General features: G+C 51.8%; 24 protein-coding genes. 12 read left to right on the forward strand and 12 right to left on the reverse strand.

Annotated elements, in window-relative coordinates; genetic code table 11:
- The 4 genes from ACPXV9_RS12545 to ACPXV9_RS12560 form a co-directional block, all read right to left on the reverse strand.
- On the reverse strand, positions 1-526 hold a 526-nt coding region (locus ACPXV9_RS12545; protein WP_423897611.1), incomplete at its 3' end, for a sodium:solute symporter family transporter.
- Between the two features lie 10 nt (positions 527-536).
- Positions 537-803 (reverse strand): DUF4212 domain-containing protein, encoded by a 267-nt coding sequence (locus ACPXV9_RS12550; RefSeq protein ID WP_423897613.1) that lies wholly within the window; start codon positions 801-803, stop codon positions 537-539.
- A gap of 99 nt (positions 804-902) precedes the next feature.
- On the reverse strand, positions 903-1,388 hold the full coding sequence (locus ACPXV9_RS12555; protein ID WP_423897615.1) for a DcaP family trimeric outer membrane transporter: 486 nt from the start codon (positions 1,386-1,388) through the stop codon (positions 903-905).
- A gap of 39 nt (positions 1,389-1,427) precedes the next feature.
- Positions 1,428-2,153, reverse strand: a complete 726-nt coding sequence (locus ACPXV9_RS12560; protein WP_423897618.1) for a DcaP family trimeric outer membrane transporter — start codon at positions 2,151-2,153, stop codon at positions 1,428-1,430.
- Positions 2,154-2,449: 296 nt separating this feature from the next.
- Here ACPXV9_RS12560 and ACPXV9_RS12565 point away from each other — a divergent pair, with 296 nt between their 5' ends.
- Together ACPXV9_RS12565 and ACPXV9_RS12570 are read left to right on the forward strand one after the other, a co-directional pair.
- Positions 2,450-3,106 carry an AMP-binding protein gene (locus ACPXV9_RS12565; protein WP_423897621.1) on the forward strand — a complete coding sequence of 219 codons (657 nt, stop codon included), beginning with the start codon at positions 2,450-2,452 and terminating at the stop codon, positions 3,104-3,106.
- 313 nt (positions 3,107-3,419) lie between these two features.
- Positions 3,420-4,100 (forward strand): response regulator transcription factor, encoded by a 681-nt coding sequence (locus ACPXV9_RS12570; RefSeq protein ID WP_423897624.1) that lies wholly within the window; start codon positions 3,420-3,422, stop codon positions 4,098-4,100.
- Between the two features lie 518 nt (positions 4,101-4,618).
- Here ACPXV9_RS12570 and ald read toward each other — a convergent pair.
- The gene (gene ald / locus ACPXV9_RS12575) at positions 4,619-5,755 is read right to left on the reverse strand and encodes an alanine dehydrogenase (protein ID WP_423897627.1); all 1,137 of its coding nucleotides are present in this window, start codon (positions 5,753-5,755) and stop codon (positions 4,619-4,621) included.
- 165 nt (positions 5,756-5,920) lie between these two features.
- Between ald and lrp the strand changes: the two genes are divergently transcribed.
- Positions 5,921-6,394, forward strand: a complete 474-nt coding sequence (gene lrp / locus ACPXV9_RS12580) for a leucine-responsive transcriptional regulator Lrp (RefSeq protein WP_423897629.1) — start codon at positions 5,921-5,923, stop codon at positions 6,392-6,394.
- A 9-nt stretch (positions 6,395-6,403) separates the two neighbouring features.
- Here the strand turns inward: lrp and ACPXV9_RS12585 are convergent, their stop codons facing one another.
- Together ACPXV9_RS12585 and ACPXV9_RS12590 are read right to left on the reverse strand one after the other, a co-directional pair.
- Positions 6,404-9,904 carry a NahK/ErcS family hybrid sensor histidine kinase/response regulator gene (locus ACPXV9_RS12585; RefSeq protein WP_423897632.1) on the reverse strand — a complete coding sequence of 1,167 codons (3,501 nt, stop codon included), beginning with the start codon at positions 9,902-9,904 and terminating at the stop codon, positions 6,404-6,406.
- Between the two features lie 117 nt (positions 9,905-10,021).
- The gene (locus ACPXV9_RS12590) at positions 10,022-10,585 is read right to left on the reverse strand and encodes a hypothetical protein (RefSeq protein ID WP_423897633.1); all 564 of its coding nucleotides are present in this window, start codon (positions 10,583-10,585) and stop codon (positions 10,022-10,024) included.
- A gap of 240 nt (positions 10,586-10,825) precedes the next feature.
- On the opposite strand from ACPXV9_RS12590, the gene ACPXV9_RS12595 reads away from it, so the two are divergent.
- The 3 genes from ACPXV9_RS12595 to ACPXV9_RS12605 are packed head-to-tail and all read left to right on the forward strand — an operon-like array spanning position 10,826 to position 13,121.
- Positions 10,826-11,689: an HDOD domain-containing protein gene (locus tag ACPXV9_RS12595; protein ID WP_423897635.1), complete on the forward strand. Its 864-nt coding sequence runs from the start codon at positions 10,826-10,828 to the stop codon at positions 11,687-11,689.
- A complete protein-coding gene (locus ACPXV9_RS12600; RefSeq protein ID WP_423897637.1) occupies positions 11,689-12,738 on the forward strand; it encodes an FAD-dependent oxidoreductase in 1,050 nt (349 codons plus the stop codon). Before ACPXV9_RS12595 ends, ACPXV9_RS12600 begins: the two co-directional genes overlap by 1 nt.
- Positions 12,735-13,121 (forward strand): hypothetical protein, encoded by a 387-nt coding sequence (locus ACPXV9_RS12605; protein WP_423897640.1) that lies wholly within the window; start codon positions 12,735-12,737, stop codon positions 13,119-13,121. The genes ACPXV9_RS12600 and ACPXV9_RS12605 overlap by 4 nt, the downstream gene beginning before the upstream one ends.
- On the opposite strand, the gene ACPXV9_RS12610 is transcribed toward ACPXV9_RS12605, so the two are convergent.
- Both ACPXV9_RS12610 and ACPXV9_RS12615 read right to left on the reverse strand, forming a co-directional pair.
- A complete protein-coding gene (locus ACPXV9_RS12610) occupies positions 13,084-14,469 on the reverse strand; it encodes a UDP-glucose dehydrogenase family protein (RefSeq protein ID WP_423897643.1) in 1,386 nt (461 codons plus the stop codon). The genes ACPXV9_RS12605 and ACPXV9_RS12610 overlap by 38 nt on opposite strands.
- 201 nt (positions 14,470-14,670) lie before the next feature.
- Entirely contained in the window at positions 14,671-15,042 is a 372-nt protein-coding gene (locus ACPXV9_RS12615; RefSeq protein ID WP_423897645.1) for a VOC family protein, read from the reverse strand.
- A gap of 222 nt (positions 15,043-15,264) precedes the next feature.
- Here ACPXV9_RS12615 and ACPXV9_RS12620 point away from each other — a divergent pair, with 222 nt between their 5' ends.
- From ACPXV9_RS12620 to ACPXV9_RS12640, 5 genes are all read left to right on the forward strand, one after another.
- On the forward strand, positions 15,265-16,830 hold the full coding sequence (locus tag ACPXV9_RS12620) for a SulP family inorganic anion transporter (RefSeq protein WP_423897647.1): 1,566 nt from the start codon (positions 15,265-15,267) through the stop codon (positions 16,828-16,830).
- 172 nt (positions 16,831-17,002) lie between these two features.
- Positions 17,003-17,677: a transglutaminase-like domain-containing protein gene (locus tag ACPXV9_RS12625; protein ID WP_423897650.1), complete on the forward strand. Its 675-nt coding sequence runs from the start codon at positions 17,003-17,005 to the stop codon at positions 17,675-17,677.
- 20 nt (positions 17,678-17,697) lie between these two features.
- A complete protein-coding gene (locus ACPXV9_RS12630) occupies positions 17,698-18,555 on the forward strand; it encodes a phytanoyl-CoA dioxygenase family protein (RefSeq protein ID WP_423897653.1) in 858 nt (285 codons plus the stop codon).
- A 79-nt stretch (positions 18,556-18,634) separates the two neighbouring features.
- Positions 18,635-20,344 carry a FapA family protein gene (locus ACPXV9_RS12635; RefSeq protein ID WP_423897656.1) on the forward strand — a complete coding sequence of 570 codons (1,710 nt, stop codon included), beginning with the start codon at positions 18,635-18,637 and terminating at the stop codon, positions 20,342-20,344.
- Entirely contained in the window at positions 20,337-20,762 is a 426-nt protein-coding gene (locus ACPXV9_RS12640) for a CBS domain-containing protein (protein WP_423897658.1), read from the forward strand. Before ACPXV9_RS12635 ends, ACPXV9_RS12640 begins: the two co-directional genes overlap by 8 nt.
- 4 nt (positions 20,763-20,766) lie before the next feature.
- On the opposite strand, the gene ACPXV9_RS12645 is transcribed toward ACPXV9_RS12640, so the two are convergent.
- The gene (locus ACPXV9_RS12645; protein WP_423897661.1) at positions 20,767-21,978 is read right to left on the reverse strand and encodes an iron-containing alcohol dehydrogenase; all 1,212 of its coding nucleotides are present in this window, start codon (positions 21,976-21,978) and stop codon (positions 20,767-20,769) included.
- A 127-nt stretch (positions 21,979-22,105) separates the two neighbouring features.
- On the opposite strand from ACPXV9_RS12645, the gene ACPXV9_RS12650 reads away from it, so the two are divergent.
- On the forward strand, positions 22,106-23,338 hold the full coding sequence (locus ACPXV9_RS12650) for an alpha/beta hydrolase family protein (protein ID WP_423897662.1): 1,233 nt from the start codon (positions 22,106-22,108) through the stop codon (positions 23,336-23,338).
- Between the two features lie 8 nt (positions 23,339-23,346).
- Here the strand turns inward: ACPXV9_RS12650 and ACPXV9_RS12655 are convergent, their stop codons facing one another.
- Both ACPXV9_RS12655 and tuf read right to left on the reverse strand, forming a co-directional pair.
- Positions 23,347-23,976 carry a flagellar brake protein gene (locus ACPXV9_RS12655; RefSeq protein ID WP_423897664.1) on the reverse strand — a complete coding sequence of 210 codons (630 nt, stop codon included), beginning with the start codon at positions 23,974-23,976 and terminating at the stop codon, positions 23,347-23,349.
- A 200-nt stretch (positions 23,977-24,176) separates the two neighbouring features.
- Positions 24,177-25,400, reverse strand: coding sequence for an elongation factor Tu (gene tuf / locus ACPXV9_RS12660; RefSeq protein WP_423897665.1), 1,224 nt, complete (start codon positions 25,398-25,400; stop codon positions 24,177-24,179).
- Positions 25,401-25,438: the final 38 nt, after the last annotated feature.

The raw sequence follows: 25,438 nt of genomic DNA on the forward strand, positions 1-25,438 counted from the left end.
AGGTAATACCCTTCATACCACCCATTACGGCGTAGAAGAATACGATAACCATACCTACCAGCAGGCCGGCCTCATAGCTCACTTCCAGGAAGCGGGAGAAAGCAACACCCACACCTTTCATCTGACCGATTACGTAAGTAACAGAACAGATAATCAGGCACACAACCGCTACGATACGAGCGCCGCGGGAGTAGAAGCGATCACCGATAAACTCGGGAACAGTGAACTTACCGTGCTTACGCAGGTAAGGAGCCAGCAACATCGCCAGGATTACATAACCACCGGTCCAGCCCATCAGGAATACAGAACCACCGTAACCCAGGAAGGCAATCAAACCCGCCATGGAGATAAAAGATGCCGCAGACATCCAGTCCGCTGCAGTCGCCATACCGTTAGCAACAGGGTTTACACCACCGCCAGCAACGTAGAACTCTTTGGTTGATCCAGCGCGCGCCCAGAAAGCGATACCCAGATACAGTGCGAAAGTTAAACCTACGACGATGTAGGTCATTGTCTTGAGATCCATGATCTACTCCTTATTCGTCGTCTACGCCGTATTTACGGTCAAGCTCACCCATTTTCTTTGTGTAGTAAAAAATCAAACCCACAAAAGTGTAAATAGAACCCTGCTGAGCAAACCAGAAGCCCAACTTGTAGCCACCCAACTGGATGGTATTCAACACATCGACCAACAAGATGCCGCAGCCAAAAGACACTACAAACCAGATCACCATCAGCTTGACCATCAAGCTGAGATTCTCCTTCCAGTATGCCTGCGCATCAGCTTCAGATTTAAAAGCCATAATGCAATTCCTCATGTAATAGTTGTTATGATTACATCTTTAGTTTTACGTAGACCAACGCCGGTTAATATTGGACGTTGGTCTAGTTGGGCAATTAACTTACCAAGCGTACTTGGCAGTAAATTGAACACGAGTGGCATCGCCATCATCGCCATTTTTCAATTCTTTCTCGCCAGTAACGTACTCAGCACCCAGAGACATTTTTGGAGTTGGAGAATAAATCAGATTGATATTGGCGTTATAGATAGACTCTGTAGAATCACCATCCAGAGGATTGTCTGCTTCAGATGCCGCATAGACAAAGTTGGAGCGCCATTTGCTGTTCCACTTATGCTTATAAGCGATATACCAGCCATCCACATCCAATGCCTTAAGGTCAGAGCCGTCTACATAGGCATCTTCCCATGTACCCAAAGCCAGATAGCGACCGGGGTTCCCTGTGGTGTACATAAACTTCAGGTCGTTACCGTTTTCAAATGCATATTTACCGGAAACACTAAACGCAGTCAGGTTTTCAGTCTCATCATCGTAGTCTTTGTCAGCACCAGGATCGTTATCGGTAGTAAAATCCACCTTACGAGACATAGCTGCAAGGGCATAACTCAAGTTACCCCATTTGCCATCTTAGCGAACAACCAAATCCGGTGTATCGGTCGTATCGTCAAGATCGCCATCAACATAGGAGAAAGGATTTTCAGCCGCTAACATAAATGAGCCACCGCCCATCTTAGTAGTCCAGCGCAACTGCTGCTGACGGATAAACACGATACCACTGGTTGGGCCAACCCAATCCAGAGTTTCCGGATAGGCTCCGGTATTCATAAATGTTGACCAGAATTGACCGGCCAGCAGCGAAGAGTCTTCAGAATAATTCCATTTCAGGAATGCATGACGCAGTCGACTGGCATTATTATTGGTCAGTCTCTCCTGATCATCACCACCAGTAAAGTCCATCTCAATGTAACTCACGATATCACCAGCAGAAGTTTCATGATTACCTTTCAGCCAGAAGCGAGATTGCTTGGCGGATGTGCCAAATTCACGCTCGCCTGATGCTTCATCCTCGATGCCAATACTGTTCGGATGAAAGTAGTGAGGAATCTCGGTGGTATCCGTAGATGTCATATCCATCTTGATATAACCGCCATACTGAAAACGGGTCCCCTTTTTCAGCTCGACACCCTTTTTCAACTGCACTTCTTCTTTTTTCTGCAGCGATTCCTTCAGAGCCTTAAGCTCCTGCTCCAGCATTTCCATGCGCTTTAATACCGCATCATCCGCTGCAACAGCAGGCAATGCAGCAGCACCCAACGCACAAGCTGCAACGGCGGCGACTAAAGGTTTTTTCATTATTTGTATTTTCATATTATTCCCCAGCTCTCCAGAGTCAGTTAGTTGTAGAGGACAAAAACAACAGCCCAATGCTTTTTATTTCGCACTAACAGTAATACTCAGGTGGGGCAAACCGAGGTATTAGTCGTTGGTCTAATTACGACCAAGGTCTAAGAAACTTTTTCACTATCTGTTAACCATTACAGAAATCCTGCTTTCTAATTCAGGCACCGATAGACCATTGTCTAATGGCAAAAGACCGCACTTCTAATAAGAATTTCCATCATCAAAATGATTAATGAATGGAGCGGTACATGGTGCAGGCAAGCGATGGCGCAGACAACGTCACTGAACACTGCCTGGGTCGTCATGCCCAAACCAACGCCCAAAAGGCTGCCATTGTCTGGCAATCTGAAAACGATGACGAACAACGAACCATTACTTATGGTGAGTTAAGTGATGAAATGAATCGTCTGGCCAATGGCTTAAAAGCACTCGGGGTAAACTCCGGGGATGCAATTACATTGTTTATGCCTGCGGTTCCGGAAATCGTAATCGCCATGCTGGCCTGCACTCGTATCGGAGCGATCCACAGCACACCGGACAAGAATTTATCCGCAAACGAGCTGGCCAACCACATAGAACAACAGCAGTCCCTGATCGTTATAACCGCCAACAGCGATGACAATGGTAAGAACAATTTCAAGGATCAGATCGATAAAGCATGCAACCAGCTGGAAAAGACCAACCACGTCCATCACGTAATTGTGCTTGACCTTGATCCGGACACAGCTCACGCACGGGATATTGATTTTTACGAACTGGCTTCAGCGCAAAGTGATTTTTGCGAAGCCGAAAGCCGCTGTGACAGGCAAACCTGTGGACCTGCCGCCCAGAACCATCAGATTTACCGGGCGCTGCTGAACAATAAAACCATTCAGATACAAAATGGAGAAATTACTATCCACTGAAAATCCGCTAATGGCTTCTTAGTAAAATCCGCTAATGGCTTTTCGATTAAATCCGCTAATGGCTTCTCGATGAAGAGCCCGTTAGGGCGACAGTCAAATCCCCCCTTGGGATTGCTTAGGGTCTGCTGTTCAGGCCCTTTTTTTTGCCTGTCTGCATACTGGAAACAGGTCAATAAACCCGACCAAACAGAGGTCATTCTGCGACTCACTGGCTTGATTTAAAACCTAAAATAGCGCTATGTTTAGACCATCTAAAATAATAAATTATTCGGCGGCAACCCATTGCCAAAGCCGCTATCAACGGAGAGACCCAATGGCCTTGAGCCCCACTATCATTATCGCGGACGACCACCCCCTGTTCCGTATGGCTCTCAAGGGGACTCTGGAAAGTCAGTTTGACCAGCCCTGTCTGGTAGAAGCAGAAGACTTTTCCTCACTGCAGAAAAAACTGGAATCCACCGACGACATTCATTTGATCCTGCTCGATTTGCACATGCCCGGCGCAGAGGGTTTCAGCGCCCTTGTTTTTCTGGTGGCTCAATACCCCAGCATTCCGGTGATGATCGTCTCAGGTCATGAAGAACCAGAGATCATGCGCCGCGCCATTGACCATGGCGCCAGTGGCTACCTGCCCAAAAGCGCTCCGGTCGAAACCATGAGCGAGGCATTGCATACGGTTCTGGAGGGTGGTATCTGGTTGCCGGAAGGTACCCCGGAAACGGTGGTCAGCGAAGAAGAACTGAACGTGGCGGATGCGCTGGCCAATCTGACCCCCCAGCAATTTCGGGTGGCCACCATGGTCAGTCAGGGCTTATTGAATAAGCAGATTGCCTATGAGCTGAATGTCACAGAGACCACCATTAAGGCGCATATGACAGAGATTTTTCGTAAGCTGGGTGTTCACTCACGGACTCAGGCAGCTGTGGCGCTAAGTCAATTGGCGGTGAATCCCGGGGTGACACTGGATGAGTTTCGCAAGACTCAGGGTGATTAGTTTTCTTTTTCGTATCGGTTTCGCCCTTATGGGCGAGTCAAGACCTTTGGGCGCCCAAAGGTCTTAACAATCTAAAACCGCCCCTGCGCACGGCCCTTCGGGTTCCTTCGAGAATTCAATTTTTCCAGGGCCGGTTCAATGCGCCGTCCTGGCGCTTGAACCTTAAAAGTGCATCCCTGCACTTTTAACCCCAGAAAAATTCAATTCTCTCAGCCGCGCTGAAGGGGATTCGGTGTGCCAAATTCGACAGTGGCACCCTGGGCCCCTGTGAGTTGCCGAACGACGAGCTGAGATTAGGGTAAATCGCACAGGGATGTGCGATTTAGGTGTACCGCGCAGGGACGCGCGTTACACCGACCCGTGAGATCAGCTCACAGTGAGGGGAGCCGAAGGCCAACGAACCGGGGTGTGCTTTTCTTTGCTTCGGTTTCTTTTACACAAGTAAAAGAAATGAAGTCGCCCAGCAGGGCGAAACCTCACTTCAAAGCTAATCAAAAAAATAAATTAATTACCCGACATCAAGCCGCACAATCCGCATCAACAACACGCAAAGCTTCGGTTGCTTCCACATACGGATAACCCAGCACATCAGCAACCGCCTGGTAAGTGACCATACCGCGGTGAACATTCAAACCATTGAGCAAATGTTGATCCGCCAGTAGAGCCTCAGTGCCCTTATTCGCCAACTGCAGAGCGAACGGCAGGGTTGCATTAACCAATGCCATAGTAGAGGTGCGAGCGACACCACCGGGCATATTGGCCACACAGTAGTGAATGACACCATCCACTTCATAGGTAGGCTCTTGATGGGTGGTGGCCCGTGAAGTTTCGAAACAGCCACCCTGATCAATGGCCACATCCACCACGACCGCACCCTGCTTCATGCGACTGATAATGTCCCGGGTCAGCAGCTTGGGGGCGGCTGCGCCTGGCACCAAGACCGCACCAACCACCAAATCGGCTTCGAGCGCATGTTGCTCAATCACATCGGTGGTGGAGAAAATGGCGTTGACACGACCATCAAACTCGACATCCAGCTCGCGCAGACGCGGCAGGGAGCGATCCAGAATCGTCACATCCGCGCCCAAGCCAACCGCCATTCGCGCAGCCTGTGTACCGACTACGCCACCGCCAATGATCAACACTTTGGCAGGCGCTACACCAGGCACACCACCAAGCAGGCAACCCAACCCACCCTGGGATTTCTCCAGATGATGGGCACCGGCCTGAATCGACATACGCCCAGCCACCTCCGACATGGGCGCCAGCAATGGCAAGGTACCGAGGTTATCCGTTACCGTTTCGTAAGCAATGCAGGTAGCGCCAGATTTAACCAGCAATTCGGTTTGCAGTGGATCGGGAGCCAGATGTAAATAGGTAAACAGCAACTGCCCTTCGCGCAGCATTTTACACTCTTCAGGCTGGGGCTCTTTGACCTTGATGATCATATCTGCGCGACCAAAGATTTCCTCTGCTGTATCAATAATCTGGGCGCCGGCTGCAAGGTACTGGTCGTTATCAAAACCAATGGCAGCACCGCCATTATTTTCCACCATCACCTGATGACCGTGGGCTGCCAGCTCTTTGACACCCGCCGGAGTCAGACCGATTCTGAACTCGTTGTTTTTGATTTCTTTGGGAACACCTATCAACATTTCGAAACTCCTTATAATAATTAGATCAACTGCTTCACATCGCTTCAAAAAGAAGTTCGTCTATCTTAGACAGCAAAAAGCAGTGTTTTTCACAGTATTTTTGGTAGTATCTGGTTGTTTCAACCAAAAAAGATTCAGAAAGTTATCTGCCGGTAGTGAATTCCCATGGAACAGCTCGATAGTATTGACCGCAACATTCTCCGCACCCTGCAAAAAAACGGCAGAATCAGCTTTGCCGAATTGTCACGCACCGTGGGCCTCAGTGCGACACCCTGTGTCGAGCGCATAAAGCGATTGGAACGCGAAGGCGTTATTCGCGGCTACACCGCCCTGATCAACCCCCACTACCTCAAGGCCGGTCTGGTGGTATTTGTACAGGTCACCCTGTCACGCAACTCTCAGGATAACTTTGAAGCCTTCAGCAAGGCGGCTGAAGCCCTGCCGGAAATACAGGAATGCTATCTGGTGTCGGGGACGTTTGATTACTTACTGAAAGCCCGGGTTGCGGACATGACGTCCTACCGAAAATTTTATGGCGAGACCCTACTGACGTTGCCAGGGGTTAAAGACTGCACCAGTTATGTGGTGATGGAAGAAGTGAAGGACACTCTGGAAGTGCCCGTTCACTACAACCGCTAATCTGCATCGCTAGGAGGCCTTACCCTGCCTCAGGGCACGGCGCATAAAAGTGCGCAGGCCAGCGGGCTGAACCGGCTTGGACAAATACAGCAATCCCGCCTGCTGCACATGCTCCAGTACCGCATCACTGTTATCGGCACTGATCACAATACCCGGCAATTTCTGATTCCAGTGGTACGACAACGCCTCAATAACATCGATGCCGGTTTCTTCGTCGAGATGGTAATCGGCCAGAATCAACTGAGGCGGTTGCTGATGACTCCAGTTGCTGAGCGCCTGCCGCAGATCCGAGGCGGTGACCACGTCACACCCCCACTGCTCCAGCAACGACTGCATCCCGGCCACAATGGCCGGCTCATTATCGATACACAGAACCTGCAAGCCATTGAGATGTGGATCCGCCATGCGCTTGGGTTTTTGCTGCCGCTGTTGCTCTTCACCCAGAGGCACCACAATGCGAAATACCGACCCCACGCCCTGTTTCGATTCGACACTGATAGGATGCCCCAACAGCTGAGCTATCCTCTGGGCAATCGACAAGCCCAATCCCAGCCCCTGAGACGCCACAGTACCGGGCAACCGTTCAAACTCTTCAAAAATGCGCTGCAAATCTTCCTCGGCGATACCGGGCCCGGTATCCCAGACCTCGATCACCACATGGCCACTCTTGCGCCGGCAGCCGAGCAGAACCTTGCCCTCTTTGGTGTAGCGCAGAGCATTGGAAATAAAGTTTTGAATCACTCGCCGCAACAGATGCGGGTCCGAATAAACCCAGACACTGCTGTTGACCCAGTCAAACTGCAAGTCCTGCTTCAGTGACAGAGCGTTTGCCTCCTGAGCCAGGGGGTGCAGGAAACTGTTAAGAGAAAAGTGCTCGCGCTTGGCGCGCTCCTTCCCTGATCCCAGTCTGGAAATCTCCCGCAGTGAGCTGATCAGATGTTCGGCCGATGCCAACGCCGAATCCAGATGGCCCACGTCTGGCATCAGCGCCTCTTCGTGGGAGTCGTGAATTTTTGAGCTGAGTGATGTCACAAACAGCCGCGCCGCATTGATGGGCTGCAATAAATCATGACTGGCCGCTGCCAGAAAACGACTCTTGCTGGCGTGGGCTTCCTGCAACTCCTCCTCAATGCGACCACGCAACTCATTCTCTCGCTGCAGGGACAAGTTGGCCTGACGTAACTCTTTGGTGCGCGACGTCACCCTGTCCTCCAGCGACGCCTTGGTTGCCTCCAGCTGCCCAACCATCTCATGGTAATCGGTAACATCGGTGTAGGTGGTCACATAGCCACCATTGGCCAGCGGGGTGCCTCGAATTTCCAGAACCTCACCAGTGGGCAGCACCCGTTCAAAGCGATGAGATTGCCCGGTTTTCAGCTGCGCCAGACGCCGTTTGACCGCGGCATCCACATCATCATCATCAAGTGCCAGATAACCACGTTCGGCATTGAAGTAATAAATTTTTTCAATATCACAACCAACGTAAAGCAAACGCTGAGGAAAACTGAACAGGCTTTGATACTGTTGATTCCAGGCAACCAACTTCAGATCTTTATCAACAACGCTGATGCCCTGCGGAATGGTTTCCAGCGTTGTCTGCAACAGCGTCTGACTGAATTGCAATTGGCGCGAGCTGCCCCCCACCAGATTGACAAAATCCTGCAACTGCAACGGCTGTTGGGTCAGCAACAGCTGCATTGCCTTATGGGCCGATACCGCGCCAATGATGGCGGCCAGATCACTTTCTGTGGCCTGTACTGCAAACTTGGGGGTCTGATCGTGGGGCAGCAAGCGGTGACCTATGACCTGTTCAAACTCCTGCCAGATTTCGCGGGTTCGCTCCACTCCGAACAAGGGCTCCACCAAGGCCTGTAACTGGCGCACCTCAATACCGGAGGGCTCCATATCCAAGCGCTGACGACGGATATGCCAGCGCAAGCGGGTAAAAGCCGCGGCCTGTCTTAAATCCAGAGAGCTGAACCGGGAGATCCGGGACAGGCCAACAAAAACCAGAGAATTTAATAACAGACTCCAAAGGACGCCGTGACTCAGAGAATCCAACCAGCCCAACCCCAACAGATTGTACGGAGACAGCCAGCCAATCCCCCAGGGACCCTGTGACACCAATGGATGGGAAGCGGTTAAAATCGCTGGCATTAACAAACAGTAAAACCACACCAGCATCCCTGTAATCAGCCCACCGATCACCCCTCTGGAGTGGCCCTTACGCCAGTAAAGCGCGGCCAGTACTGCCGGCACCAGCTGAGCAGCGGCGGCAAATGAGATCAACCCCATGGACGACAGCGCCGCCACATTGGCCATCATCCGCTCCAGCCCCCAGCCCATAAGCAACACCGCAACAATGGACAGGCGTCGAATCAGCCGCAGCGACGTTCCCAGATCAGCCGCGGAGCGACCGCGCCGTGATGTCAGGCGCAACCACACGGGCACAATCAATTCGTTGGAGATCATGATGGACAGGGCAATGGTTGCCACCACGGCCATCCCGGTCGCGGCAGACAGAGCACCAATAAATGTCAGAGCCAGAATCGATTCTGAGCCTATCCACTGGGGCAGAGTCAAAATGTAGCTGTCGGACGAAATACCGGAGCCGCCAAACAACTGAGTACCGGCCTGAGCCACCGGAATAACCACAACGGCGAAAATGGCCAGATACAGTGGCAGCAACCACCGGGTATAGCGCAGATCACTGCGATGCTGGTACTCCACCACCATCACGTGAAACTGCCTGGGCAAACAGATAATGGCAGCAGCTGCCAAAAAAGTTTGTGTCAGAAACAGCGGACTGGTCAATTGCGACAGAGAAAAATTGGGTGCCAGCTTGGACACCTCCATATCGTTCTGAAATAGCAGACTGACCGCGAGCATCCCCACCACAATAAAGGCGACAACCTTGACCACGGATTCCGCCGCAACAGCGGTAATCATGCCCCGCAAACGCTCCGGGCCATCGATGATTCGGGTACCAAATAAAATGGCAAACCAAGCCATCGCCATGGCGGTAATCAGACTGGAAATGGCATCAAAACCGGGGCTGCCTTCATCGTGCCAATCAATGGTTTCCCAGGCTATCCCCACCCCGCGCAGCTGCAAAGCAATGTATGGCAGGGTTCCCACCACCACCACCAAAGTCACAATCGCAGCCAGCCGTTGATTTTTACCGTAACGTGAACCAATAAAATCGGCGATGGAGGTCACTTTGTTGCGGGAGCTGATCACCAGCAGACGCCGGATAAAAGGCCAACCGAAGATCACCAGTAAAATCGGACCCACATAAATGCTGGCGTAGTGCCAGCCACTTTCCACTGCGGTTCCCACCGCCCCCAGGAAAGTCCAGGAACTACAGTAAACGCCAATGGCCAGCGTATAGATCAGAGGTCGCCACCAGCGTTGTTGCATTCGATAGGAATAGCGTTCAGCCAACCAGGCAATGCCAAACAACAGCGCTCCGTAGAGCACAACAAGAAAGAGAAGCAGCTGGCTATCCACCGGGACTCCCGTATTTTTATTATTGGAGTCGTGAAGTCTAACCCGTTTTAGCCCGCTGTGGACAAACTGCCTGACAGGAAATCAAAACAAAAATACAAAGACTCAGGAGCCAGTGGTTTAACTGATATCGCTGAGACGCTCCATGATGACTTTTCTGATGCCATTGCGCTCCATGGCCGACAGATCTTCCATCTTGTCGAGATCCAGACAATGCAGGTGCAGGCAGGGAGTTTTGGAATCCAGTTCGCGCAAATCGCCTTTCTTTAGCACAGGAAGCAGAGGCTTGTTTTCCGGACGCTGGCGGTTAATGACTTCCAACCCCATTTGCAGGGGAACAGCGCGGTAACGATTTTTTCCAGAGCGGAATGGAATGGTCAGATAGAGTCCCTTCTTGCCCACAGTTTCACCGGGAATGATATTCAAACCCGTAGCAAACACCGCATCTTCAGGCAATCCCTGAAACACATCGTGATGGGCATAGGGGTTAGGTAATATGACCAAACGGCGCTGCTCTTCCTTGGGGAAGAAAATATTGTAATTGGTATAGAGCTGCTCAACAGAATCGGAATAAACACAGAGCTTGTTTTCAAAACCCATAACATAGTCAATGGCCCTTTGCCGCTGATTAAACGACTCGAGATCCCAGACCAAATCCTTATTGTCTGTGGCAAGGTCTTCCACAGTTACCTCCAATGTTGTTTCTGGTGTCTTCACTGACACCTTATCTCACCACTCATCACCGTTAGTTTACGACGAGAGGTTCACTCCTGTTGACAGTGTAGTCGGAGTATTCCGCTTATAACAGTGCTCGGGCTCACAAAACTCTGAACAAATGCGTACGCCAATGACCTTTTGGTCTACACTCACTGAAAGAATACGGCAATGACTTTGCCCCACCTTCATTTACTAGGAACTGACCGTATGCCCGGTGAATCCCCATCACTGTCAGACGCTGCTCAAAAATTAATCGCCGACATAGAAAGTCGCATGGATAAGGAAGACATTCAGGTTCCCCTGCTACCGGAAGTTGCCAACAAGGCGGTCACCCTGTCACAGGATCCTGAATCCGATGCCATCCAGCTGTCTCAATTGATCCAGAGTGACCCCTCCCTTGCCGCACACGTCATGCGCATTGCCAATTCGGCGGCCTACACCCCCAGCGCCAGCCTGGTGTCTCTGCAGCAGGCCATTACCCGGCTGGGGATGAACCTGATTTGCGACATAGCCGTCGCGGCATCCGTCAGCACCAAAATGTTCAATACCCCCGGGCACGAGTCGCACATCGAATACATCTGGCAACACGCTCTGGCAACCGCCCTGTGGAGCAAAGAGATAGCACGCAGCTGTCGCCTGAATGTAGAAGCCACCTTTCTCTGCGGCCTGTTACACAGCATTGGTCGTCCCGTATTGATTCAGACTGCATTGGATTCCTGCTCAAGGTTGCAGCTGACCATCAGTAGCGACGAGCTCTATGCCATTGAAGATTACCTGCACATGGAGGTGGGCAGCTGCGTATTGAAAAAGTGGGAAATGCCGATGATCATCTGTGAATCCCTGCAGTATTTTTACCGTTACAACGACGCCCCCCATGCCATGGAACAAACGGCCATCATCAATGCCGCGGCGGACTTCGCTACCGTGACACTGAAACCTGAAACATTGAGCCAGCAGGAGTTGCTCGATCGCGAGGTACTCGGCGACCTCAATCTCTACCCGGACGAAGTGGAAGCACTGTTGGATAAACAGGGGGATATCATCAGCAGCATGGAGGCGATGACCGGTTGATGAGCGACAGCAAGGCAAGCAGCAGTAACATCAAGCACTACGACCTCATTGTCATCGGCAGCGGCCCTGCCGGCCAAAAGGCCTCGGTTCAAGCGGCCAAAGCCGGGCGCAAGGTCGCCCTGATCGAGCGTGACAGAATGCTCGGAGGCGCCTGCGTTCACCGCGGCACCATCCCTTCCAAAACCCTGCGCGAAAATGCACTGCGGGTTCAGCGCATGCGACATACGGCAGCGCTGGCCGAGTTTGAACTGGATGAAGCCACCGAGCTGGCCACCCTGATTGATCGTCTGGATCAGGTATTGAAATCACACGATGAATATATGCGTCAGCAAATCGAGCGCAATCACATCGACCGGATTCACGGACGCGCCAAATTTCTCAATCCCACTCAACTTCAGGTGGACAGAGTCCGGGGAGAGCCCCTGCTGTTAAGCGCCAATGACATCGTAATTGCCAGCGGCTCCTACCCAAGAAAACCGGATAACATTCCCGTCGACCATGAGCATATTTTCGACAGTGACTCGATTCTATCCATGCTTTACCTGCCCAAAAGTCTGGTGGTGCTTGGCGGCGGCGTGATCGCCAGCGAATACGCCTCGATCTTTCAGGCTCTGGGGGTAAACGTCACCATGATTGACAAATACCCTCGCCCTCTCGGCTTTCTTGATCAGGATTTAACCGACACCTTTGTGGAGGAGTTCACCCAGATGGGCGGCATCTGGATGGGCAACACTCAGATTAACAAAGTCTACTGGGACGGCCTGTCGGCGGTGGTGACCGAGTGCGATGACGGCTCCGTCATTCGCAGTGAAAAAATGCTCTGTGCCGCCGGCCGGTTAGCCAATGTCAAAGACCTGCATCTGGAAAATGCCGGCCTGTCATTGAACGAGCAGGGTACGCTCAGTGTCGATGATCAACTGCAAACTGCCGTAGCGCATATCTATGCCGCCGGCGACGTTATCGGCCCCCCCCCTCACTGGCTTCAACCTCGATGGAACAGGGACGTCGATCCAGTTGTAACGCCCTCAATCTGCCGATCGGCTCCATGAGCCAGATGATTCCGTCGGGCATCTATGGCATTCCGGAACTGTCCTCGGTGGGCCTCAGTGAAACCGAGGCGCGCAAACAATATCCCGAGGCCATCACGGGGAAAGCCATCTTCGCCGAAATTGCCCGGGGCCATATTTCCGGCACCGAAAATGGCATGCTGAAAATTGTCTGTGACAATCAGGGGCGCAAGATTCTCGGCGTCATGATTGCCGGGGAAGGCGCTACCGAATTAATCCACATCGGTCAGATGGCCATGCTGGCCAACGCCGATGTGGATATCTTTGTCGAGAGCGTGTTCAACTTCCCCACTCTGGCCGAAGCCTATCGGGTGGCCGCCCTCGACATCATTGGCCGACGACCGAAAGATCGGGACGTGTTTTAGCCAGGGCCGTCTCCGGCCGCCCAATCGACAGATAACGCAAGCCATAACGGGCCACGATCTCTGGTGCAAAGATATTGCGACCATCGACCACCAGCCGATCCTGTAAAGATTCGGCGATCAGTTCGAAGTCAGGGGCCCAGAAGTTTTTCCACTCTGTGCAGATCACCAGTGCGTCAGCGCCCTCCAATGCCGCCTCCTTGGAACCACACAACGTCAGTGCCGGATGATCGCCATACAAACGCCGGCATTCGCGTTGGGCCTGTGGATCAAACGCCTGCACCAGTGCGCCGGCCTGCCACAGCGACTCCATCAAATAGCGACTGGGGGCCTCACGCATATCATCGGTATTGGGTTTAAACGCCAAACCCCAGACAGCAATGCGCTTGCCCGCCAGGTCTCCATGATAAAAAGCCTCAAGCTTATCGAACAAACACAAGCGCTGGCGGTGATTCACAGCATCCACCGCCTGCAATAATAGCGGCTGATAATCATGCGCTCGGGCGAGATGCTCCAGTGCCGATACATCTTTTGGGAAACAGGAACCCCCATACCCACAACCCGGATAGATAAAGTGGTAACCAATACGCGGATCAGCACCTATGCCGTTGCGCACAGCTTCCACATCAGCCCCCAGATGCTCGGCTATATTGGCCACTTCATTGATAAAGCTGATCTTGGTCGCCAGCATGGCGTTGGCAGCGTACTTGGTCAGCTCTGCCGAGCGTACATCCATAAACATCAAGCGATCGTGATTGCGATTAAATGGCGCGTAGAGTTCGCGCATCATGTCCTCAACCAGCCCCTTTTCATCAAGCTGCTCACTGCGCCCCACAATAATGCGATCAGGTTTCATAAAATCGTTTACCGCCGCTCCCTCTTTCAAAAACTCTGGATTGGAGGCCACGCTGAAGTCGAGCGCCACATCGCGCAATTGCAGCGCCATTGATATCTGTTGGCGCACCCGATCCCCGGTACCCACGGGCACGGTTGACTTGACCACCACCAGCGCACGGCGTTTTAACTGATCGCCAATCTGGGCTGCCACGGCATCCACAAACCGCAGATCGGCACTGCCATCAGGTCCAGAAGGTGTGCCCACGGCAATAAACTGAATTTGACCATGGGCCACAGCGGCAGAAGAATCTGAGGTAAACCAGAGTCGCTGCTCCTCCAGATTGGTCTGGACTATCTCCTGCAATCCGGGTTCGAAAATAGGGACTTCGCCTTTGTTCAGGCGCCCCACCCGAAAGGCATCCACATCCATACAACAGACATTGTGTCCAACCTCCGCCAAACAGGCGGCTGTAACCAGACCCACATACCCGGAACCAAAAACTGTTACCTTCATATCACGCTCCTCTCAGGCAGAGCCAACCATTGCAATGGCACTGCACCCCACTGGATTACGCCATAATAGGAAGCTTAGTTGACGTTTTCGGGTCGCTTTTAAGTCAACCGGGTGAACGAAGTACTGCAGTTTTATGAACGCCGAACAGGCACAAAAAAGCCAGCACTGGGCTGGCTTGATCGTCTGCGATGCTAATAAAAATCAACCGAACTCGAAGAAGGCCAATTTATTGCCATCGAGATCGCGCACATAGGCTCCGTAGAACATATCCGGAATACGTTGCCCGGGCTCGCCATCACAGGTAGCACCCAATTCAAGCGCCTTGGCGTGCAGCTTGTCGACGTTCTCCTTTGAGCCCGCAGGAATGGCTACCATATTACCGTTACCGGGGTGCGGCGCCTGCTCATCAAAAGGGACACACACTGCAATCATGGGCTCCTGCATTGAGCGACCAATCATGGCAATGCGATCCATATCCACCAGCACCTTGACGTCCATATCGGCAAGCAGTTTGAGGTAAAAGTCTTTGGCTCGGCCCATATCGTTAACGCCGAGAGTTACGTATCCGATCATCTGTTTTCCTTTTTATTCTCAAGTGAATGTTTATTCGCACGGTTAACATATCACGAAAGCACCAGAGCGCATGGGCCATTTACATTTCCTTCCACTCTGGCAAAGCCGTCAAAAACGCCAAAGACCGGCTAAACTTTGGGCTTGACGAGTGATTTCTGATAAAATCCGCCCCCTTTTTCTGCCAAGGCCGCACCAGACGGCCCATTATCCCAAGAGAACATCATGTTTAGACTGATTACTTCCAATACGACCAACGTCAAAGCCGACTTCCTGTCCGGTTTTACCGTAGCCCTGGCGCTGGTCCCAGAAGCCGTGGCCTTTGCCTTTGTCGCCGGGGTTGAACCCATGGTTGGCCTCTATGCGGCCTTTATGATGGGACTGCTGACCTCCATTTTTGGCGGACGCCCCGGCATGATTTCCGGTGCCACCGGCGCAACTGCTGTAGTGATGGTTTCTCTGGTCGCCGGCCACGGTGTCCAGTATCTGTTTGCCGCCGTCATCCTGGCCGGACTGATACAAATTACTGCCGGGGTCTTGAAACTGGGTAAATTTATCCGCTTGGTGCCCCACCCGGTGATGCTGGGTTTTGTAAACGGTCTGGCGATTGTGATTTTCCTCGCACAGCTTGGTCAGTTCAAAATCGAAACCACGGACGGTGTGATGGAATGGATGCAGGGCGAAATGCTCTACACCATGGGCGCACTGATCCTGGTGACCATGTTCATCATGCACTTCCTTCCCAAGCTGACCACTGCCGTGCCATCGGGTCTGGTAGCCATTGTTGCCGTGACACTGGCGGTGATCGGACTGGATCTGGAAGCCCGTACTGTGATCGATTTTGTGCGTGACATGCTACCTGCCGATCAGGCGGACAGCGCCACCCTCAAAGGCGAACTGCCCACCTTCGCCATTCCCATGGTGCCTTTCAATCTGGAAACCCTGAAAATCATCTTCCCCTACTCGCTGGTGATTGCCGCTATTGGCCTGATTGAATCCCTGCTGACCCTGACTCTGATTGATGAATTGACCGAGACCCGCGGCAAAGGCAACCGCGAGTGCATCGGTCAGGGCATCGCCAATACCACCAACGGCTTCTTCGGCGGCATGGGCGGCTGCGCCATGATTGGCCAGTCCATGATCAACATCAACTCCGGCGGCCGTGGTCGTCTGTCTGGTATCACCGCCGCTCTGGTACTGCTCGGGTTTATTCTGTTCGGTGCCAAATACATCGAAATGATTCCGCTGGCGGCGCTGGTTGGCGTCATGTTCATGGTGGTTCTGGGCACCTTTGAGTGGTCTTCTTTCCGCATCATCCACAAGATTCCACCCACCGATGCAGGCATCATTGTTCTGGTTTCCGGTGTTACCGTTGCCTACGATCTGGCCATTGCAGTTGTGGTGGGTGTGATTGTTTCCGCACTGGTGTTTGCCTGGAAACACGCCCAGCACATTCAGGCCGACATCTACAAAGATGAAAACGGCTACAAGGTTTACGACCTGCGTGGCCCGATCTTCTTCGGCTCCGTCAGCTACTTCAAAGAATTGTTCGATCCGGTAAACGACCCGGAGCATGTGGTCATTGAATTCAAGCGCTCCCGCGTCAGTGACCATTCCGGCATTGAAGCACTGGACTCTCTGGCAGAGAAGTACAGCGCCCAGGGTAAAACCCTGCATCTGCGCCATCTCAGCCCCGAGTGTCGCCAACTGCTGACCCGCGCCGGCGATCTGTGTGAGGTCAATGTTATGGAAGATCCGACCTACCATGTAGCCACCGACAAACTGGCCTGATCTCAGACCACGGTCATCCTGAGGCCACTTCACTGTCATCTCGAGCCCAGCGAGAGATGACAGTGATAACTTGTCAAAGCAAAGAATTCATCAACCCCAACGACCCATTCTGTCATTTGTCTCCCGGACACCTGAGCGTTACTCTGAACCTGTAACCTTTCAGGAGCTCGTTATGCAAGCAGCCCTCCAGGCCTGTCTTCAAGCCACCCCCACCATCCAGAGCGATGATCCAGCCATTATTGCCTATAGTCAGAAAGCCATCAGCGGCTGTAACACCGATAAAGACAAAGCACTGGCACTCTACTATGCGGTTCGCGATGATATTCGCTACGATCCCTACAAATTGCAGCTGACTGTCACCGGCATGAGCGCAGTTGAAACCCTCAACAGCGGACGAGGCTGGTGTGTTCCCAAGGCCATATTGCTGGCCGCTTGCTGTCGTGCCGTGGGCATACCGGCAAAACTGGGATTTGCCGATGTTTGCAATCACCTTTCTACGGCTCGTATGCGTGCTGTCATGAAGACCGATGTTTTTTACTGGCATGGCTATACATCCATTTACCTGGATAACCAATGGGTCAAGGCGACCCCCGCATTCAACCTTGAACTGTGTGAAAAGTTCGGTTTACACCCGCTGGAATTTGATGGCGAACACGACTCCCTCTATCACGAGTTTGATCAGAGCGGTAACAAACACATGGAGTATCTCAATGACCGGGGCGAATATGACGATCTGCCACTGGAAACCATCCAGCGAGATCTGGATGAGCTCTACCCGGGGATGATGGCGATGGTAAACAATCAGCCCAGTTTTGATCAGGACGTCGCCGCCGAGGTATCTCACTAACAACACAAGGGGCAGGGCTCATGAAAAAAACCATAGTCAAAGATCAAAACGAGTACTTTAAAGCCCCTCTGGCGACAAAATATCAATCCACCGCTGGCAGTCAGGAAAAAATTGATCCAGAACTGTTATCCGGCTATCTCAAGCAACTGGATGAAAACGGCTATTTTATTATCGAGAACATGATTAGCCGCGAACAATGCCAAGAGATCAAACAAACCGCTCTGGCATTGTTCGAACATGAAAGTGGGCGCAATAATTTTGAGGGTTTTAAAACCCAAAGGCTCTACGCCACCTTTGAAAAAACCCTGATCTGCAATGACCTGGTGGATGACCCTCTGGTATTGAACGTACTGGATGAGCTCTTTCACCCCAATTATCTGTTGTCGCAACTGCAGATCATCAACATCCTGCCGGGCGAGGCACAACAACCCCTGCACCACGACGATGCTTTCTACGATATCCCCCGGCCGAGAAAACCGCTGGGAGCAGCCACCATTTTTGCCATCGATGATTTCACCGAAACCAACGGTGCCACCACCATCATTCCGGGTAGCCACAAATGGGGCAATGAACAACCTCTGCCCAACAACGACCCGAGACAGATTCCGGTGATTATGCCCGCAGGCTCCATGCTGTTTTTTTCCGGCACCTTATGGCATGGAGGCGGAGCCAATCAATCCGACAATGCCCGTATGTGCGTCACAGCCCAGTATTGTGACAGCTGGCTCAGGCCACAGGAGAATTACAGCCTGTCGATTTCCAAGGCAACGGTAAAACAATGCAGTGAGCACATCCAACGGATGCTCGGCTACAGCATTCACCCCCCCTTCCTTGGGTTTGTAAATGGTATGCACCCCAAGCGACTACTGGAAGATTAACCGGACCAACTGCCTTCTCCCTGTATTTGCCGAAACCCGCTCCAGTGCTATTGTTATTTAAACACACGGGTTAATGCCGATGAGTACTGAAGAGAACAACCAAACGGCTGAGCAGCAATCAGAAGCGCCTCCTCAACAGGAGAGTGAAACCAAACTCCCCTACGCCAGTGTGCAAGTAATTCTGGATGGCGACGACCTGGTCGCCAGACTGACACCAAACGACAGTGACACACCCACCAGCAAGTTTCACTTGCAGGAACTGATCAAACAACAAAAGCTCGACACCATCCCCCTTGACGAAACGGCACTGCAGGAACTGTTAACCAAACTGCATACTGACGAATCACTCCAGGTCATCATCGGAGCGAGACACCACGCCAAAGCCGAACTGTTTATCAGCGGCGACAAGATGCAATGCACACTGTCTATTACCCCCGCCAACGGCGGAGATCCATTAACCATGGAACAACTGATAGAGTTGTTGGACGAAGAAAAAATAGCACCTGACTGCCGTGACATAACCGCACTGAGCTCAGCGCTGGAGCAAAGTATTTCAGGCACCCCCGTTGAACAACAGCTTATTGCGACCGGGACAGAGCCTCTGCACGGAAAAGACAGTCAGTTTATTCTGCTACTGGAACTCCCAAAGCAACAGGAAACGACACTGGAAGAAGACGGCACCACCAATTACTACGAAACCAGAAAATATCCAGCCATCTCACCGGGCACCGAATTAATGCGCCGAACCGAACCTAGCAAAGGTACACCGGGCAGCGACGTTTACGGTAAAACGTTAAAAGCCAAAGATGGCAAAGTGATCAACTTTGCCAAGCACACAGGTTCAGAAATCTCAGCAAACGACACCAATGTTCTGATTGCCACCATGAAAGGTCATCCGGTGATCGGCCCCAAGAGTGTCAGTATCAGTGACACCCTGGAATTAAAAAATGTCGATCTCAGCACCGGCAACATTCATTTCGATGGTTCCATTACCATTACCGGCAACGTTTGCTCACAGATGCTGGTTGAGGCCAGTGGCGACATTGCCGTGCGAGGCTTCGTGGAAAATGCCACCCTGAAAGCCGGCAACAATATTCTGATTGGTGCAGGAGTAATCAGCGAACAGGTGGATGACGGCGACGAAGAGGCCCCAAAGTTCACCTCGACACTGACCGCCGGCGGTAATATTCAGGCACTATTTTTCAACCAAACCGACGCCAGAGCCAATGGTGATATCAGCGCCCGCCAGTACGCCATGAACAGTCAACTGGTGGCCAACCACAAAATAGTGATGGGCGAAGGTGGTGGCAAGGGCGTGCTACTGGGAGGTACCGCGAGCGCTGGTGAATCCGTCGAAGTGAATACGCTTGGCAGCTCTGCTTACGTCAAGACTCAACTGAGCTGCGCCTCAAAGAAACGCCTAAAACAACAACTGGAACTCTTGGTCAATGAGCGCGAGCGGCGTCAGAAAGAATTGACGCAACTGCAATCCTTTATGGATAAAGTCAGCGCCAGCGGTAAGAAAGAAAATCTGGGCAAAGTACTGATCGACAAAACCCGAAAAATAGATGCCGCAGTAAAACGGCTGAACAACCAACTGGAGATTCTGGAGCAGCAGCTGCAGAGCCTGGAAGACCTTTTGCAAAACGCCAGTCAGGCTACCATCAAGATCAACAAAAAGCTGTTCCCCAACAGCCAGATCAGTATCAATGACATCCCTTACATCAACAATGATGAGCGCAACCAAACAACCTTAGCAGTAAAAGGCAAGCAAGTTACCGATGAATAAAACCGCTACGCATACTGTGGCTGAAATCATGACCACAACCCCCAAAACCGTAACCCCAGATGTATCACTGGAACAGCTGGCCAATATCTTTGAGCGCGTCAGCTATCACCACATCCCGGTGGTCGATAATGGCAAGCTGGTCGGCATCATCTCCGATCGCGACATCAGCGTAAGTATGAGCCCCTTTTTAGGTACCGAAGCTGAGCGCAACATGGATCGCGATCTACTGCAAAAGAGCGCGAACGACATCATGACCAATCAGGTGGTTTGCGCAGATGAAGACACCGATCTTGATACCGCATCGATTCTGCTGTTGGAAAATAACTTTTCCTGCTTACCTGTGACCGACGCAGAGGATCACCTGCTGGGGCTATTAACCTGGAAAGACCTTTTGCAGTATTTTGTCTACGCCCGCTAGCGGCTTATCGGGGCAAACAACGGCGCAGTAACAGACTACACTCTCGCTGACTCATATGCTTTGGCACCGGGTAGTTTAAATGCGCCTCCGTTCTGGCTGCCCGAGCAATTCGATTAATATCTTCAGCTTTAAGCTCGTTGATCACTGGTGGCAACCCAAGACGCTGATTCAGTTCAAACAGCGACTCAACGAACTGCTGCGCCAACACAGAGTGTGAATCCAGGGAATTGCCCAATCCAACAGCGATCGCCAGGCGCGCCAATTTGTCGGGTACAGCATCACGGGAAAACTCGACAACATGCGGCAAAATTACCGCATTCCCCAAACCATGCGGTACACCATAACGCGCTCCCAACTGGTGAGAAATGGCATGAACATAACCCACTGACGCCCTGGTAAATGCCTGCCCGGCCCGATAAGAAGCCAGAGCCATGGCTTCTCGGGCCTGTAAATCCGAACCGTCTGCGCAAGCCACTGGAAGGTTCTGATAAATCAATTTCACCGCCTCCAGAGCCCAGGCATCGGTCTGCCGGGTGCCCCAGCCACCAATGTAGGATTCAATGGCATGAGTGAGAGCATCCATACCCGTAGCCGCAGTCAGCAAGGGAGGAATACTGAGCATCAGTTCCGGATCCAATGCCGCAGCCCTTGGCAATTGCTTGGTATCCAAAACAAACGCTTTGCGATGAGAGCGGTCTTCGGAAATCACGGAGGCAATGGTCACTTCAGAGCCGGTGCCTGCCGTGGTTGGCGCCGCATAGAATGGTAAAGAGCGTTTTCTGGCCTTGAAATAGCCTTTCAATTTTTCCGGAGCACAATCATTACCAGCGGCTAGTGCCATCACCTTGGCGGCATCCATGGCTGAACCACCACCGACTGCGAGAACCGCGTCACAGCGTTCACTCAACAACATCTGCAAGCCATCATTGACGATGGCAAAGGTTGGATCCGGTTCAATACCATCGTAAATCGCGTATTCGACACTGCGAAGATCCAGCATCCGCAATAACTGATCCAATTGCCCTCGCTTGACAGTGCCGGCGCCTGTAACAATCAACAGTTTGCTGTGGCCAGAGTCGGCGATTACCTGACCCAATTTTAACAACGACTCAGCGCCTTGATACAACTGAGGCTCACGAATAGGAATCACCCGGGTGGCAACCCCCATTGTTTTCATCAACAATTTATTTCCCGTGTGCTCCAGCTTCGCCAACATGGTCATTACCTGCCTGATTTGAATGAATATAACCCGGTTATTATCACCAAATGTTCTGGCAGGGTCTTTTACCCACTAGGTAAAATCATGATGTCTACAATAATAAAAAAGCATCGAGACTGACGTTATGAACCGCATCGCCGCGACCGTTTCCCGGGTTGCCAACAACACCTACAGCCATACTCGCCGGATTATGCCCGAGCAGCCCTGGTGGGATTACCTCGAGAGCAGTTTTCATAAATTTCCGGATGATTTCGAACTGGACATAAAAACCGAAGCCATTGTCGAAAGCACAGCATGGGGCGACTATCTGTTGAGAACGGTCGGCTCCAGCCTGGTGGGATCTCTGGCACTGCCGCTGAGCATGTCACCGGGTCAGATCAGACGCGATCAGAAAATGGCTGAATTCTATAAAGGCAAAGCCGATGAAGGCGATCCGGGCAGCTTTTTTATCCCACCCGACAGCGCCAAAATAAAAATCGATATACGATCCGCGGGCTTATTGCGGTTTCGCCCCAAAGACGGCGAGTGCAGCCTGTTAAGCTTTGAAAGCCCGTTTGAACCGGTCAACCCATCGATTCGAGCAAGATACAATCAACGCAAAAGAAACAGCCGAGCCTGGGCCCAATATTGGAAACACAACGACGGCCCCAGACCGACCATTGCCATTGTGCATGGTTTTATGGCCGATCCCTACTGGCTCAATCGCATGTTCTTTGCGCTGCCATGGTTTTATAAACAAGGCTACGACATCCTGCTGTACACCCTACCCCACCACGGCAAACGACAATCCAGATTCTCGCCATTCAGTGGCCATGGCTTCTTCGCCGGAGGCATGGGGCATGTCAATGAATCTTTTGCCCACGCTGTCCACGACTTCAGAGTGTTTATGGACTATCTCGAAAGTCAGGGAGTGACCAATATTGGGGTCACGGGTATCAGTCTTGGCGGCTATACGTCGTCTCTGCTTGCCAGTGTTGAAGACCGGCTTAAGTTCGCCATCCCCAATGTACCGGTGGTATCACTGCCCGATCTGATGCTGGAATGGTTTCCGATGAATACCGCCATTAAAGCCATGCTGAAAATAACCGGAACCCCCATTTCAGAATTCCGTCATCGCATGGCAGTATGCTCGGCGCTGACCTACCAACCCAGGCTTGAGAAGAATCGCTTGATGATTATTGCCGGTGCCGGGGACCGCCTGGCGCCACCCAAACACGCCCGCCTACTCTGGGACCACTGGGACAGACCCAATATTCATTGGTTTCCCGGCAATCACCTGATGCATTTGGATCAGGGTAAATACCTGAAAGAGATGGCGAAATTTATGAGAGATATAGGCTTCGACCAGCAATTATAAAGATCGACCTAACGGTATAACTGGTAGTAAACATAGGCATGGAGGATCAGCGTTATCTCTTCTGACATGCCGGAAAACGCCATACCATACTTGTAAATGCCATTTTCCTCCTGCTGATTCTTAATTTCAGCTGGCAGTGGAAAGCGACGCGAAGTATCCGCCACTTGAATATAGGTCAGCAGATTAATGGTTTCACCCGGCTGGCCCAGAGGCTGATCCGATTCAACCCGACAACCTGAGGTACTCAGGTCCACAATGGTAGCCCCAATCGGCTCACCCTCAACCTCGACCACAGTTTTCAGATTGGTGGCAACGCGGGCCGCCTTCCTCACTTCGTCGGTATCGACTTTCTGTGGGTAGGACAGGTGCAAATGGGGAAACGGCACAACCGACACATGGCTGACCTGGGTGGTAAAGGCCGCAGCGGAATTGGTCTTTGAAGAAAACAGGCGCACATTCAGCTGCTCACCCACTTTTGTGGATCTGGGACTGCCATTGGAAATCTCAGGAGTAGTAATCAGAATGCTACGACCACTGCGATAACCAACCAGGAACGAGTTTTCACGACTGTCTGGCGTCTTTTTAAACTGTAATTGCAGCCTGTTACCCGGCACCAAGCTGAGGTCATCAAACTTCATAGGTCTAATTTTTATTAGTAATAATTATTTACAGACAATCTTAAAGGAAGGTTATGGCATTTACCAAGCCCGACACTATGTTTATGCAGCACGTCCTCGCCACTTCCGGCATCCATGCCTCCCGTGGCATACACTCCATCCCTGGAGATAAAAAAAAGGGCCGCTTATGCGACCCTTTTCGGTAGATTCTAAATCAATGATCACTCAATGATTTTAGAAACAACACCTGCACCAACGGTACGGCCGCCTTCACGGATCGCGAAGCGCAGACCTTCGTCCATGGCGATTGGGCAAATCAGGGTAACTTCCATCTGGATGTTATCGCCTGGCATAACCATTTCTACGCCTTCTGGCAACTCACAAGCACCAGTTACGTCAGTTGTACGGAAGTAGAACTGTGGACGGTAGCCTTTGAAGAATGGAGTGTGACGACCACCTTCATCTTTGGACAGGATGTAAACCTCACCTTCGAACTTGGTGTGAGGAGTGATAGAACCTGGAGCAGCCAGAACCTGACCACGCTCAACTTCGTCACGCTTGGTACCACGCAGCAGAACACCTACGTTCTCACCGGCACGGCCTTCGTCCAGCAGCTTGCGGAACATTTCAACACCGGTACAGGTAGTCTTGGTGGTTTCTTTGATACCAACGATTTCAATTTCTTCACCAACTTTAACGATACCGCGCTCAACACGACCGGTAACAACGGTACCACGACCGGAGATGGAGAATACGTCTTCGATAGGCATGATGAATGCACCGTCGATGGCACGCTCTGGCTCAGGGATGTACTCATCCAGAGTCTCAACCAGCTTCTTAACAGCAGAGGTACCCAGCTCGTTGTCGTCCTGACCGTTCAGGGCCATCAGAGCAGAACCAGCAATAATTGGAGTGTCGTCGCCTGGGAACTCATAGGTTTCCAGCAGCTCACGCAGCTCCATTTCAACCAGCTCCAGCATCTCAGCGTACTCTTCAGAGTCAACGCCACCACAGTCTTCAGCCAGCAGGTCCGCTTTGTTCAGGAATACAACGATGTAAGGTACACCAACCTGACGGGACAGCAGGATGTGCTCACGAGTCTGAGGCATAGGACCGTCAGTCGCACCACATACCAGAATAGCGCCGTCCATCTGAGCAGCACCAGTAATCATGTTTTTAACGTAATCGGCGTGACCCGGGCAGTCTACGTGAGCGTAGTGACGGCTTGGGGAGTCATACTCAACGTGAGAAGTTGCAATGGTAATACCACGCTCACGCTCTTCTGGAGCATTATCGATACCAGCGAAATCGATGGCTTCACCGCCCCATACTTCTGAACATACGCGAGTCAGAGCTGCGGTCAGAGTGGTTTTACCGTGGTCAACGTGACCAATGGTGCCCACGTTTACGTGGGGTTTACTACGTTCAAATTGTTCTTTTGCCACTGTATTAGTCCTCTAAAAAAGTGTCAGTAACGATAATA

It is taken from the genome of Candidatus Pelagadaptatus aseana (assembly GCF_040362265.1).
Taxonomy (GTDB): Bacteria; Pseudomonadota; Gammaproteobacteria; order Pseudomonadales; family Cellvibrionaceae; genus Pelagadaptatus; species Pelagadaptatus aseana.